This window comes from Erwinia persicina (genome assembly GCF_014838825.1).
Lineage (GTDB): Bacteria > Pseudomonadota > Gammaproteobacteria > Enterobacterales > Enterobacteriaceae > Erwinia > Erwinia persicina_A.
In genome coordinates this window covers 793,931-806,621 of the sequence record NZ_JACYMO010000001.1, presented here as the reverse complement: position 1 = coordinate 806,621, position 12,691 = coordinate 793,931, and the positions used below count along the sequence as shown (strand labels likewise).

Below are 12,691 nucleotides of genomic sequence, written 5' to 3'. Positions count from 1 at the left end.
TTTTTATCCCGCTGAATTTAAAACAATGATTTTTATGGTGATGGATTGACAGCCTGGCAGGGGATAAAGCGAAACGGCAGGCGGGGATGCGCGGAAAGGATAAACAGCCAGGGGGGCAGTTATTCGTCGGCACGGGCCTGGAAGGTCGCGGGATGTTTTGGGCGCAGACAGCGGAGCCTGCGCCCGGGCGTTTTCGCTCAGTTCAGTGCGGCCAACCCCTAGCGTTTACGGCTATCCGGGATAATCAAATCGCCCCTCAGTACGCAGGCACCCAGCATATCCTGGGTTTTTTCCGTCAGCCAGCTGACGATGCGCGCCGCCATGGCGTCCATTGAATATTCAATGGAGGGAATGGTCGGGATGCCGGGCAAATCCAGCGAACCCGCCAGGCTGAAGATCATAATATCGCCGGGTACCGCCTTATTAAACGCCTGGAGCTGGCTGATGACCCGCTGTGCCTCCTGCTCGTCTGCCACCAGCAGGGCATTGAAGTTGACGGTAGTGGCATTGTTCAGCAGTACCTGCACCGCCACGGAGGAGGTGGTGGAATCCATAAACACCAGATTACGGTTAAATGGCAAAAAATTGTTCTCCAGCGCCAGCTTATAGCCAAGCAAAACCTGGTCGGCGTGGCCCCGGGTATCCGGATGGATCAGGGCAATCTGGCGTCGTCCCTGGCTGATCAGATAATTGCAGGCGGTTTCCGCCGCGAAGGCGTGATCAAACTGGATGCTGTTCGGCGTGTCGGCATCGACACAGTCGATCAGGATCACGTGGTCATCGGCAATATCCAGCGGGAAGCGGGCACCGATAATCAAGACGTCGTCACACAGGCCGCAGGACAGTTCATCCAACGCATTCATCACCCCGGCTTTGCTGTTGGCAAAGCGCAGCAGCAGATGTTTCTGGTGCTGACTGAGCTGTTTTTCCAGCGCGTAGAGGTAGCCGGTGGTCTGATTAATATTTTCCTGGGCGCAAATCACGCCAATGCAGCCGGTGGACTGGGAGAGTAAAGACTGGGCAATGACATTTGGCCGGTAATTGAGCTCTTCAGCAGCCTGTAATACCGCCAGGCGGCTGGCTTCTTTCACCCCGCGCGACCCGCTCAACACCCGTGATACGGTGGCTTTGGACACCCCAGCCAGACGCGATACATCGTTGATTGTTGACATTTATCTCCCCTGAACGCCGCAATATCAAACCGGCCAGACTGGCCGCAATAATGGCGCAAAATTCGCCACCGCCAGTATAGCGTCTTCCTCAAATCATGGAAACCGATTTTCCATATCATCTCAAAAGTGTCCATATCGGCGGTAATTCTGTGATGTGAATCGCGGAAAAATCCCTTTTCAGTAGGGGTTTATGATGAGGTTCACAGTTCTGTTTCCGCTTTATGGAAAACGGTTTCCGTATGGTGTCCAATCGTTTCCACATTTACGTTCCATTACATTTTGAGGTGAAGGATTTATGGTCAGGATTATGCTGTGCTGCTCTGCCGGGATGTCGACCAGTATGCTGGTAAGGAAAATGGTCGAGGCGGCGAAGGAAAGGGCGCTGGACGTGGATATTGAAGCCTATGGCGTTGCCGAGTTCGATAACCAGTTCCCTCGCTATCAGGTCGTACTGCTGGGGCCTCAGGTCAAATATATGTTGAAAACCCTGTCAGAAAAGGCGGCCGCACAGGGCATTCCCGTTCAGCCCATCGATCCGATGGACTATGGCATGCAGCGCGGCGACAAGGTGCTGGACTTCGCGCTGTCTTTGATTAACGCGGTTCACTAAAAGGTGTTCATATGAGTTCGTTATATCAGTCCATGATTGCCGTTATCGAGCAATCGATTACCCCGCTGGCGGGGCGTCTCGGCCAGCAGAAGTATGTCATTGCCATCCGCGACGGCTTTACCGCCGCACTGCCGTTTATGATCATCGGCTCGTTTATGCTGGTGTTTATCTTTCCGCCGTTCTCGGCGGAGACCACCAACAGTTTTGCCCGCGGCTGGCTGGACTTCTCCCTGACTTACCGTGAACAGCTGATGCTGCCGTTTAATCTCAGCATGGGGGTCATGACCTTCTTTATCTCCGTGGGGATCGGTGCCAGCCTCGGGCGACAGTTTAATCTGGATCCGGTGATGGCCGGCCTGCTGGCATTTATGGCATTTCTTCTGGTCGCCGCCCCCTATTCTGACGGGCATATTTCGACGCAGTATCTCTCCGGGCAGGGGATATTCACCGCGCTGATCACCGCCATCTACTCCACGCGGGTTTACGCCTGGCTGAAACAGAACAATATCACCATCCGCCTGCCGAAAGAGGTGCCGACCGGCGTGGCGCGTTCCTTTGAAATCCTGATCCCGGTGGTGGTGGTGATGGGCACGCTGCACCCGCTGAATCTGTTTATTGAAGCGCAGACCGGCATGATTATGCCGCAGGCGATCATGCACCTGCTGGAGCCGCTGGTATCGGCGTCGGATTCCCTGCCCGCTATTCTGCTGTCCGTACTGCTGTGCCAGATCTTCTGGTTCGCCGGCATCCACGGTGCGCTGATTGTGACCGGGATTATGAACCCGTTCTGGATGGCCAACCTGTCGGCAAACCAGGCGGCGCTGGCGGCGGGTTCCGCGTTACCGCACATCTATTTACAGGGCTTCTGGGATCACTACCTGCTGATCGGCGGGGTGGGCTCCACGCTGCCGCTGGCCTTCCTGCTGTTGCGCAGCCGCGTCACCCATCTGCGGACCATCGGCAAAATGGGCGTGGTGCCGAGCTTCTTTAATATCAATGAGCCGATCCTGTTTGGCGCGCCGATCATCATGAACCCGATGCTGTTTCTGCCGTTTATCTGCGTACCGATGGTCAACGCCTGCCTGGCCTATGGGGCAACCAAACTGGGGTGGCTGGCGCAGGTGGTATCCCTTACGCCGTGGACCACACCTGCACCGATAGGCGCGTCCTGGGCGGCGAACTGGGCCCTAAGCCCGGTAATAATGTGTCTGGTCTGTATGGTGATGTCGGCCCTGATGTACCTGCCGTTCCTGCGCGCCTACGAGCGCTCGTTACTGAAAGCTGAAGAGCAGAAAGTACAAAGTGCCGCCGCACCCTCAGGCGAAACCGTCCGCACTAACTGATGATCATGGAGAGTGAAACAATGAAATACCGATTTCCGGATAATTTCTGGTGGGGCAGTGCCAGCTCCGCGCTGCAAACCGAAGGCGAAAGCCAGCCGGGAGCCCGCGGTGAAACCACCTGGGACGCCTGGTATGCCAGCCAGCCGGAGCGCTTCCACCAGCAGGTGGGGCCACAGGATACGTCGGGTTTTTATCAGCACTGGCGTGACGATATTGCGTTGCTGAAACAGCTTAATCATAACAGTTACCGCACCTCACTGAGCTGGTCGCGGCTGATCCCGGACGGTACGGGGGCGGTGAACCCGCAGGCCGTGGCGTTCTATAACAACGTGATTGATGAGCTGCTGGCACAGGGGATCCAGCCGTTTATTACCCTGTTCCACTTTGATATGCCGGTAGCCATGCAGCAGCAGGGCGGCTGGGAGAGTCGTGACGTGGTGGCCGCGTTCAGTCGCTATGCCAAAATCTGCTATGAGCTGTTTGGTGACCGCGTGCTGCACTGGTTTACCTTTAATGAGCCGATTGTCCCGGTGGAAGGAGGGTATCTGTATGACTTCCACTATCCCAACGTGGTCGATTTCAAACGGGCGGCAACGGTGGCCTACCACACCGTGCTGGCTCATGCGCAGGCGGTACGTGCGTTCCGGGCAGGATCGTTCCCCGGGGAAATTGGCATCGTGCTCAATCTCACGCCGTCCTATCCGCGCTCTCAGCATCCGGCGGATGTGACAGCGGCACACCATGCCGACCTGCTGTTCAACCGCAGCTTCCTCGATCCGGTGCTGCGCGGCGAATATCCGGCGGACCTGATGACGCTGCTGCAACGTTACGAGCAGTTGCCAGCCTGCCAGCCGGGGGACCGGGCATTAATTGCTGAGGGAAAAATCGATTTGCTGGGGATTAACTATTACCAGCCGCGTCGCGTGAAGTGCCGTGACAGTGCAGTGAATTTACACTCACCGTTTATGCCGGAATGGTTATTCGATCATTACGATATGCCCGGCAGAAAAATGAATCCCTACCGGGGTTGGGAAATATATGAGCCGGGGATTTATGACATCCTGACTAATTTACGGCTTAATTATGATAACCCGCGCTGCTTTATTTCTGAGAATGGGATGGGCGTGGAAAATGAGCAGCGCTTCACAGAGAACGGCCAGATTCAGGACGATTATCGCATTGAATTTGTCACCGGACATCTTAAATGGCTGCATAAAGGGATCGCTGAAGGCAGCCACTGCCTGGGCTATCACATGTGGACGTTTATTGATAACTGGTCATGGTGTAACGGTTATAAAAACCGCTACGGCTTCGTGCAGTTAGATTTAGCCACACAGCAGCGCACGGTGAAGAAAAGCGGAGAGTGGTTTGCCCGCACTGCCGCAGATAACGGCTTTGGTGAGGAAGGTAACAATGATTGATTTAGAAGAAGCGGTGATGGAGATCATCGTCAATGCCGGGCAGTCGCGCAGCCTGTGCTTTGAAGCCCTGCACGCGGCACGCGGTGGCGATATAGCGCACGCGAAAGCGCTGCTGACTGAAGCCGACGGCTTCTCACGGCAGGCCCATCAGATGCAGACAAAGCTGATTGAACAGGATGCCGGAGAAGGGCGTCAGCCGATGACGTTAATTATGGTTCATGCACAGGACCATTTAATGACCTCGCTGCTGGCGCGTGAATTATCTGAAGAAATTATTCATTTATATCAGCGTTAATAGTGAACCCTTACGCACAGGAGAAACCGTAAATAGCAAAAAATAATTCACTCTGATGATAGCCTGATACCTTACTTTCAAAATAACAGCACTCACGCTGCTTTATCAGCGCGGCCTCGTGCCGGCTGATAAAAGGCAGAGTCATAATGAGAATATTATGAAACTAGTTAATCAATTGCCGGTTACCCTGGCGGTGATGGCCGCCCTTTGCTCTGGAAACGTCGTTGCACAAGAATTTACGCAGGAACAGATAGACGCCATCGTGGCAAAGGCGGTCGATAAAGCTCTGGCCGAACGCCAGGCTAAAATAGACGGAGCCGTGGATAAAGCCCTCGCCGATCGCCAGGCGAAAATCGATAAGGCCGTGGCGAAAAAGGCCGATGTGATCACCGAGCCGCAAACCCCCGCGCAGTCACCGGATATGGCGATCCCGTTTGGCGTCCAGTTTACCGGGTATGCCCGCTACGGAGCACAGTTCCAGGGCGGCGACCAGAAATTTGTCGGCGTGGATGGCTCCTATAACGGCTCCTCGGCCATCGGTCGCCTGGGCAACGAAGGCAACGGCGGCGAGTTCCAGCTTTCCAAAGCGTTTAAGGGGGATAATGGTGCCATCTGGGACGTTAACGTGATGATCGACCACTGGGGCGATGAGGTGAACCTCAAGAAGGCCTACGCGGGCGTCACTAACCTGTTTGACTCGAATCCTAACGCCTACCTGTGGGCCGGGCGCGACTTCCATCAGCGTCCACAGCAGGGGATTAACGACTACTTCTGGATGAACCACGACGGCCAGGGGGCCGGGGTGAAAAACTTCGAACTGGGCGGCGTGAAGTTTGACGTGGCGACGGTGGCCGCTGTTGAGGCCTGTAACCCGGAAATCATGGATGAAGAGGGCAACCCGTCGCGCATCAGCTGTACCGGCGGATCGGGGACCGGTGATAAAGGCAATTATGCGCTGACCTCGAAAATACACGGCATGAAGGTCGGCCCGCTGGATCTGGAGCTTTATGCCAATTACGGCTTTGACTCTAAGGCTGTCGAGAGCGAAGAGCGTCTGAAGGCCTGGCAGGGCGGTGCGGTGTTGAGTCACACCGGGGAAAACGGGGTGAATAAAGTGATCACCCGTTACTCGAATAACGCCGACAACAGCGTGTTCAACAAAACCGATGAGCTGACCACCGTCTACGCCAGCTTTGAAGGCAACTATAAGTTCACCCAACAGGCGCAGGTGGAGTATCTGCTGGCCTTCCACGATTATTCCAATAAAGCGGATAACACCGACGATCGCCGCAACTACGGCGCGATTGTCCGGCCGATGTACTGGTGGAACGACGTGCATTCGACGTGGCTGGAAGCAGGTTATCAGCGGGTTGACTACGACCAGGGCGGCGATAACCACGGCTGGAAGATGACGCTGTCGCAGAACGTGTCAGTCGCCATGGGGCCGGAGTTCCGTCCGATGCTGCGCTTCTACGTCACCGGCGGCGAGGTGGATAACAAGCGCACCGCGCGCATCAACGGCAGCGATGACGATACCCAGCTGGATTCGTTCAACGTTGGCGCGATGTGGGAAGCCTGGTTCTGATCAGGGTGTAAAACCAGGCCGGTTTTGAGCTGGTCGTGATACCGTGGCGCTTCTCAACCTGGCGCGAACACAATGGACAGCGGGCATTGCCTCAGCCTGCGGTCAGCCAGATGTGACGCGCCACGGATGGCGCATGTTGAGGGGCGCTGGGATGTCGGGGTTGCCGATCCAGATCTGCTCAGGCCGCCTGGTCCTGCGGCAGGGGAATATCCGCGCTGATCCGCAGCCCGTCCCGATCGAACACCATGCACTGGTGTGCAGAGAAGGCGGGACGCAGCATTTGATAGGGCCGGAAGTGAACATCGCCCGGCAGTAACATTTTAAAGCCGTCGTGACCATATACCTGACCAAACAGGTAGGTGTTATTCCCCAGCCTTTCCACCACTTCACAGTGGAAGTCGAGATGCAGCGTGGCATCGCTGTTGACCCGCAGATGTTCCGGACGGATGCCCAGAGTCAGCTCTTCCCCGGGTTGCAGCTGGCGTGCCGGGGCGGGCAGCACCAGCCTGTTGGCCCCTTCATTAACGGTGACGGTCAGCGCCTGTGCGCTACAGTGCTCGACGTGCGCGGGCAGGAAATTCATCTTTGGCGAACCGATAAACCCGGCCACAAAGCGGTTTACCGGGTTGTAGTAGAGTTCCATCGGTGAGCCGACCTGTTCCACCTTACCGTAGTTCATCACCACGATTTTATCGGCCAGCGTCATTGCCTCTATCTGGTCATGCGTGACATACACCATGGTGGTTTTCAGCTCCTGGTGCAGTTTGGCAATATGCAGTCGCATATCCACGCGCAATTCCGCATCCAGATTCGATAAAGGCTCATCAAACATAAATACCCGCGGGTTACGCACGATCGCCCGGCCGATCGCCACGCGCTGGCGCTGGCCGCCGGAAAGCTCTTTCGGCTTGCGCTCCAGCAGGTGAGAGAGTTGCAGCGTTTTGGACACCATCTCCACCTGATGGCGAATTTTCTCTTTCGGTACGCCGTTGACCTTCAGGCCGTAGCCCATATTTTCGGCCACCGTCATATGCGGATAAAGCGCGTAGGACTGGAACACCATCGCCACGCCCCGGTGGGCAGGAGCCACGTCGTTCATTAACTCATCACCGATCAGGATCTCACCGTCACTGACTTCTTCCAGCCCGGCAATCAGCCGCAGCAGGGTGGATTTGCCGCAGCCAGAAGGACCGACAAACACGGTAAATTCACCGTCTTCAATATCCAGTTGAATATTATTGAGCGTTTCTGTTTTGCCAAAACGCTTACACACGTTTCTCAGTCTGATGCTGGACATGCGGAACCTCTTCGAAAGGGGTGTTTAAGAAAAAATGTATTACGTATTACAAATCAGTGTTGTGACACGCGAACCCTTGTGGCGTCTGGCTTGACTATAAACCCCAGCTGCAGAGCACCCTAGGGGGGATTTTGATTTCTGTAATACCGATCACATATTAGTGAGAACAGGGTGGAGGACACGCGCCGTTCCGCGTAGCGTATGACATCAACACGCTGTAACACTTTTCCTTCTGCAAGGCATATTAACCGGGCTTTGCGCAGTAGCGGTGAGAACATCAGCGATATAAAAAACGGATAAATGTTATACCTTCACATGAGGTCAGCCATGAAAGTTAAAACCCGCATCACTCTGCTACTGTCAGCCCTGGTTCTGGGGCAGGCTGCCCACGCCGCACAGCAACTGACCGTCTGGGAAGATATTAAGAAGTCGGACGGTATTAAAACGGCCATCGCTGATTTTCAAAAGCAGTACAACGTCGAGGTCAAGGTGCAGGAGATGCCGTTTGCCCAGCAGATTGAAAAGCTGCGTCTGGACGGCCCGGCTGGCATCGGCCCTGATGTGTTGGTGATCCCGAACGACCAGCTGGGCAGCGCGGTGGTGCAGGGCCTGCTGTCACCGATCAGCGTCGATGCGGCGCATCAGGCGGCGTATACCCCGTCAGCGATGGCGGCCTTCATCCAGAATAATGTCGTCTACGGGGTGCCGAAGGCGGTGGAAACCCTGGTGCTGATCTACAACAAAGACCTGTTGCCAGCCCCGCTGAAAACCCTGGATGAATATCGTGAGTTTTCTAAGAAGCAGCGCGAAGCGAAGCAGTACGGCCTGTTGGCTAAATTTGACCAGATTTACTACAGCTGGGGTGCCATCGCGCCGATGGGCGGCTACATCTTCGGTAAGGACGGGAAGGGCGGGCTGAACACCCAGGATATCGGGCTGAACACCGCAGGCAGCGTCGAGGCCGTCACCTACCTCAAGAGTTTCTTCACTCAGGGCCTGCTGCCGTCCGGCATTCTCGGTGACAACGGCCTGAATGCTATCGACTCGCTGTTTACAGAGAAAAAAGCCGCCGCGGTGATCAACGGCCCGTGGGCGTTCCAGCCTTACCAGTCAGCGGGCATTAATTATGGCGTGGCACCGCTGCCTTTGCTGCCTAACGGTAAACCGATGAGTTCGTTCCTCGGCGTGAAAGGCTATGTGGTTTCCACCTGGAGTCAGGACAAAGCGCTGGCGCAGCAGTTTATCCAGTTTATTAACCAGCCGCAGTACGTCAAAGAACGCTTCCAGAAGACCCAGGAGATCCCGCCGGTGGTGGCCCTGATGAACGATCCGCTGATTAAAAACGATGAAAAAGCCAATGCCGTGGCCGTGCAGGCGGAACGCGCCGTTGCCATGCCGGGGGTGCCTGAGATGCAGGAAGTCTGGGGCCCGGCGAATACTGCGCTGGAACTGAGCGTGACCGGTAAGCAGGAGCCAAAAGTGGCGCTGGATAACGCGGTGAAGCAGATCACCATGCAGATTGAAGCCATGCAGGCCAGCAACCAGTAAGCCGGGCTCACCCAACGGCACGAATGAAGAAGGATAATGCTGTGATGATTTCCCCCAGTGAAAAACTGATGCTCAACAAGCGCACCCGGCAGCACGCGCTGACGGGCGCACTGCTGGCGCTGTTACCGGGTTTCGGCCAGTTTTACCACCGCCAGTGGGCGAAGGGGATCTGTTTTCTGATCCTGCTGACCAGCTTTTACGGTGTGTTTCATAACTTCCTGCAGCAGGGGCTGTGGGGGCTGGCGACGCTGGGGGAAGAAGTCCCCCGCGATAACTCCATCTTTCTGCTGGCAGAGGGGATTATCAGCGTACTGATCATCGCCTTCGGCATCACGATATGGGGGCTGTCGGTGCGCGACGCGTGGCTGAACGGCTGTCGTCGCGATGAGGGAAAACCGCTGCACGGCGTGCGCAAACAGTATCAGCTCCTGCTGCGCGAGGGCTTCCCTTACCTGATGATCACCCCGGGGTTTATCCTGCTGGTGTTTGTGGTGGTATTCCCGATCCTGTTTGGCTTTGCCATCGCCTTTACCAACTACAACCTGTATCACACGCCGCCAGCTAAGCTGGTGGACTGGGTGGGGCTGAAAAATTTCGTCAATATTTTCACCCTGTCTATCTGGCGTTCGACCTTCTTCGACGTGCTGCAGTGGACCGTCGTCTGGACGCTGCTGGCTACTACGCTGCAGTGTTCGGTGGGAGTGATGCTGGCGATTCTGGTCAACCAGAAAGACCTGCGTTTTAAACCGCTGATCCGCACTATTTTTATTCTGCCCTGGGCGGTGCCCGGCTTTGTCACCATCCTGGTGTTTGCCGGCATGTTTAACGACAGCTTTGGCGTGATTAATAACGCCATCCTCGACTTCTTTGGGATTGCGCCAAAGGCCTGGATGACCGATCCGTTCTGGACCAAAACCGCGCTGATCATGATGCAGACCTGGCTGGGCTTTCCGTTTGTCTTTGCCATGACGACCGGCGTGTTGCAGGCCATCCCGGATGACCTGTATGAAGCGGCAATGATGGACGGTGCCGGGCCCTGGACGCGCCTGCGCACCATTACGCTGCCGCTGGTGATGTACGCCATTGCGCCGATCATCATCACCCAGTACACCTTCAACTTTAACAACTTCAATATTATCTACCTGTTTAACAACGGCGGGCCGGCGGTAGCGGGATCGAACGCGGGCGGCACCGATATTCTGGTGTCGTGGATCTACAAACTCACCATGTCGTCATCGCAGTACGCGATTGCCGCCACCATTACGATTTTGCTGTCGATCTTTGTGGTCGGTCTGGCGCTGTGGCAGTTCCGCGCCACCAAATCGTTTAAACAAGATGAGATGGCATAAGGGAGCATCATGGCTAAGTCAGTGAGTATCAAACGCGAAAAATGGCTGCGCCTGTCGCTTACCTGGCTGGTGGTGCTGATGGTGTCGACCATCATTATCTACCCGCTGGTGTGGACGGTAGGGGCATCGCTGAATGCCGGTAACAGCCTGCTGAGCAGCTCTATCATTCCCGAGAACGCCTCGCTGCAGCACTATCGCGACCTGTTCAACGGCACGGTGCCGTACCTGACGTGGTACTGGAACTCGATGAAAATCAGCTTCTTCACCATGGTGCTGACCTTAATCAGCGTCAGCTGCACGGCCTACGCCTTCTCGCGCTTTCGCTTTAAAGGGCGGCAGAACGGTCTGATGCTGTTTCTGCTGTTGCAGATGATCCCGCAGTTTTCAGCGCTGATTGCCATCTTTGTGCTGTCGCAGCTGCTGGGGTTAATCAACAGCCACCTGGCGCTGGTACTGATCTACGTTGGCGGCATGATCCCGATGAATACTTACCTGATGAAGGGCTATCTCGACGCCATTCCGAAGGATCTGGATGAGTCCGCACGCATGGACGGGGCCGGGAATTTCCGCGTCTTTATTGAAATTATCATGCCGCTGTCAAAGCCCATCCTCGCGGTGGTGGCGCTGTTCTCCTTTACCGGGCCGCTGGGGGATTTCATCCTCTCCAGCACCATTCTGCGCAGCCCGGACCAGTTCACGCTGCCTATCGGTTTGTACAATCTGGTTTCGCAAAAAATGGGGGCCAGCTACACCACCTACGCGGCGGGGGCCGTGCTGATTGCCGTTCCGGTCGCCATCCTCTACCTGGCGCTGCAGAAATACTTCGTTTCAGGCCTGACTTCAGGAAGTACAAAGGGATAAATCATGACACCAAAAACGCTGTTTCTCGCCCTGGCCATGGTCTGGGCTGTGCCTCTCTTCGCCGCGAATACGCCGGCAATCCCTGCCCTCGGGCCGGTGCCAGCAGACTTTGTTAAGGGCGCGGATATCTCCACACTGCCCGAACTGGAGAAGCTGGGCGTTAAATTTTACAACGCTGACAATCAGTTACAGGACCCGATTGCCATTTTGAAGGCGAACGGTATCAATACGCTTCGCCTGCGGCTGTGGGTGGACCCCTATGATGCCAGCGGTAAAGCGTACGGCGGCGGGACCAACGATCTGCCTACCACCCTGGCGCTGGCGAAGCGCGCAAAAGCGGCAGGTATGCAGATCCTGCTGGACTTCCACTACAGCGATTTCTGGACCGATCCGGGCAAGCAGTTCAAGCCGAAGGCCTGGGAAAAACTCACCTTCCCGCAGCTGGAAACGCGCATTCATGACTACACCCGCGACACCATTGCGCGCTTTAAAGCCGAAGGGGGGCTGCCGGATATCGTGCAGATCGGCAACGAGCTGAACGGCGGCATGCTGTGGCCGGAGGGCAAAAGCTGGGGGCAGAACGGCGGTGAGTTTGACCGTCTGGCCGGGCTGCTGAAAGCGGCAATTAGCGGCCTGCGGGAAAACCTCAGCGACCCGTCACAGGTCAAAATCATGCTGCACCTGGCGGAAGGAACGAAAAATGACATGTTCCGCTGGTGGTTCGACGAAATTACCCGCCGCCAGGTGCCGTTCGATGTCATTGGTCTGTCGATGTACACCTACTGGAACGGCCCGATCAGCGCCCTGAAAGCCAATATGGATGATATCAGCCAGCGCTATCAGAAAGACGTGATGGTGGTGGAGGCCGCCTACGGCTACACGCTGAAAAATTGCGACAGCGCGGAGAACAGCTTCCAGGCGAAAGAAGAAAAAGACGGGGGCTATCCGGCTACCGTTGCGGGCCAGGCCGCCTATCTGCACGACCTGATGCAGGCGGTACTGGCGGTGCCGGATCACCGTGGCAAGGGCGTGGTTTACTGGGAGCCGATGTGGATAGCCGCACCGGGCAATACCTGGGCCACGCCGGAAGGGATGAAGTACATCCACGACGAGTGGAAACAGGGCAACGCCCGTGAGAACCAGGCGCTGTTTGACTGCCAGGGCAAAGTGCTGCCGTCAATTCAGGCTTTCCATTAATTTACAGGCCTGA

Annotated in this window: 11 protein-coding genes; 9 read left to right on the top strand and 2 right to left on the bottom strand. The window is 56.0% G+C overall.

Annotated elements, in window-relative coordinates; all coding sequences use genetic code 11:
- Positions 1–218 precede the first annotated feature (218 nt).
- Positions 219–1,172, bottom strand: a complete 954-nt coding sequence (locus IFU29_RS03750) for a LacI family DNA-binding transcriptional regulator (protein ID WP_191932725.1) — start codon at positions 1,170–1,172, stop codon at positions 219–221.
- A 295-nt stretch (positions 1,173–1,467) separates the two neighbouring features.
- Between IFU29_RS03750 and IFU29_RS03745 the strand changes: the two genes are divergently transcribed.
- The 5 genes from IFU29_RS03745 to IFU29_RS03725 all read left to right on the top strand — a co-directional run bounded on the left by IFU29_RS03745 (position 1,468) and on the right by IFU29_RS03725 (position 6,426).
- The gene (locus IFU29_RS03745) at positions 1,468–1,782 is read left to right on the top strand and encodes a PTS sugar transporter subunit IIB (RefSeq protein ID WP_191932724.1); all 315 of its coding nucleotides are present in this window, start codon (positions 1,468–1,470) and stop codon (positions 1,780–1,782) included.
- An 11-nt stretch (positions 1,783–1,793) separates the two neighbouring features.
- Positions 1,794–3,125, top strand: coding sequence for a PTS sugar transporter subunit IIC (locus tag IFU29_RS03740; protein WP_191932723.1), 1,332 nt, complete (start codon positions 1,794–1,796; stop codon positions 3,123–3,125).
- Positions 3,126–3,145: 20 nt separating this feature from the next.
- Positions 3,146–4,546 (top strand): glycoside hydrolase family 1 protein, encoded by a 1,401-nt coding sequence (locus IFU29_RS03735; RefSeq protein ID WP_191932722.1) that lies wholly within the window; start codon positions 3,146–3,148, stop codon positions 4,544–4,546.
- Positions 4,539–4,841 (top strand): PTS lactose/cellobiose transporter subunit IIA, encoded by a 303-nt coding sequence (locus IFU29_RS03730; RefSeq protein WP_191932721.1) that lies wholly within the window; start codon positions 4,539–4,541, stop codon positions 4,839–4,841. The genes IFU29_RS03735 and IFU29_RS03730 overlap by 8 nt, the downstream gene beginning before the upstream one ends.
- A 157-nt stretch (positions 4,842–4,998) precedes the next feature.
- On the top strand, positions 4,999–6,426 hold the full coding sequence (locus IFU29_RS03725; RefSeq protein WP_191932720.1) for a carbohydrate porin: 1,428 nt from the start codon (positions 4,999–5,001) through the stop codon (positions 6,424–6,426).
- 178 nt (positions 6,427–6,604) lie between these two features.
- Here IFU29_RS03725 and IFU29_RS03720 read toward each other — a convergent pair whose 3' ends face one another.
- Positions 6,605–7,723, bottom strand: coding sequence for an ABC transporter ATP-binding protein (locus tag IFU29_RS03720; protein ID WP_191932719.1), 1,119 nt, complete (start codon positions 7,721–7,723; stop codon positions 6,605–6,607).
- A 327-nt stretch (positions 7,724–8,050) separates the two neighbouring features.
- On the opposite strand from IFU29_RS03720, the gene IFU29_RS03715 reads away from it, so the two are divergent.
- The 4 genes from IFU29_RS03715 to IFU29_RS03700 are packed head-to-tail and all read left to right on the top strand — an operon-like array spanning position 8,051 to position 12,678.
- The gene (locus IFU29_RS03715; protein ID WP_191932718.1) at positions 8,051–9,271 is read left to right on the top strand and encodes an extracellular solute-binding protein; all 1,221 of its coding nucleotides are present in this window, start codon (positions 8,051–8,053) and stop codon (positions 9,269–9,271) included.
- 41 nt (positions 9,272–9,312) lie between these two features.
- Positions 9,313–10,620 (top strand): ABC transporter permease subunit, encoded by a 1,308-nt coding sequence (locus tag IFU29_RS03710; RefSeq protein ID WP_191932717.1) that lies wholly within the window; start codon positions 9,313–9,315, stop codon positions 10,618–10,620.
- A 9-nt stretch (positions 10,621–10,629) separates the two neighbouring features.
- Positions 10,630–11,481: a sugar ABC transporter permease gene (locus IFU29_RS03705; protein ID WP_191932716.1), complete on the top strand. Its 852-nt coding sequence runs from the start codon at positions 10,630–10,632 to the stop codon at positions 11,479–11,481.
- A 36-nt stretch (positions 11,482–11,517) separates the two neighbouring features.
- Positions 11,518–12,678, top strand: coding sequence for a glycoside hydrolase family 53 protein (locus tag IFU29_RS03700; RefSeq protein WP_423244809.1), 1,161 nt, complete (start codon positions 11,518–11,520; stop codon positions 12,676–12,678).
- Positions 12,679–12,691: the final 13 nt, after the last annotated feature.

What these genes read in the sequence shown, in the direction of transcription:
- IFU29_RS03750 (WP_191932725.1), bottom strand. Translation starts at nt 1,172, where the DNA reads ATGTCAACAATCAACGATGTATCGCGTCTGGCTGGGGTGTCCAAAGCC.
- IFU29_RS03745 (WP_191932724.1), top strand. Translation starts at nt 1,468, where the DNA reads ATGGTCAGGATTATGCTGTGCTGCTCTGCCGGGATGTCGACCAGTATG.
- IFU29_RS03740 (WP_191932723.1), top strand. Translation starts at nt 1,794, where the DNA reads ATGAGTTCGTTATATCAGTCCATGATTGCCGTTATCGAGCAATCGATT.
- IFU29_RS03735 (WP_191932722.1), top strand. Translation starts at nt 3,146, where the DNA reads ATGAAATACCGATTTCCGGATAATTTCTGGTGGGGCAGTGCCAGCTCC.
- IFU29_RS03730 (WP_191932721.1), top strand. Translation starts at nt 4,539, where the DNA reads ATGATTGATTTAGAAGAAGCGGTGATGGAGATCATCGTCAATGCCGGG.
- IFU29_RS03725 (WP_191932720.1), top strand. Translation starts at nt 4,999, where the DNA reads ATGAAACTAGTTAATCAATTGCCGGTTACCCTGGCGGTGATGGCCGCC.
- IFU29_RS03720 (WP_191932719.1), bottom strand. Translation starts at nt 7,723, where the DNA reads ATGTCCAGCATCAGACTGAGAAACGTGTGTAAGCGTTTTGGCAAAACA.
- IFU29_RS03715 (WP_191932718.1), top strand. Translation starts at nt 8,051, where the DNA reads ATGAAAGTTAAAACCCGCATCACTCTGCTACTGTCAGCCCTGGTTCTG.
- IFU29_RS03705 (WP_191932716.1), top strand. Translation starts at nt 10,630, where the DNA reads ATGGCTAAGTCAGTGAGTATCAAACGCGAAAAATGGCTGCGCCTGTCG.
- IFU29_RS03700 (WP_423244809.1), top strand. Translation starts at nt 11,518, where the DNA reads ATGGTCTGGGCTGTGCCTCTCTTCGCCGCGAATACGCCGGCAATCCCT.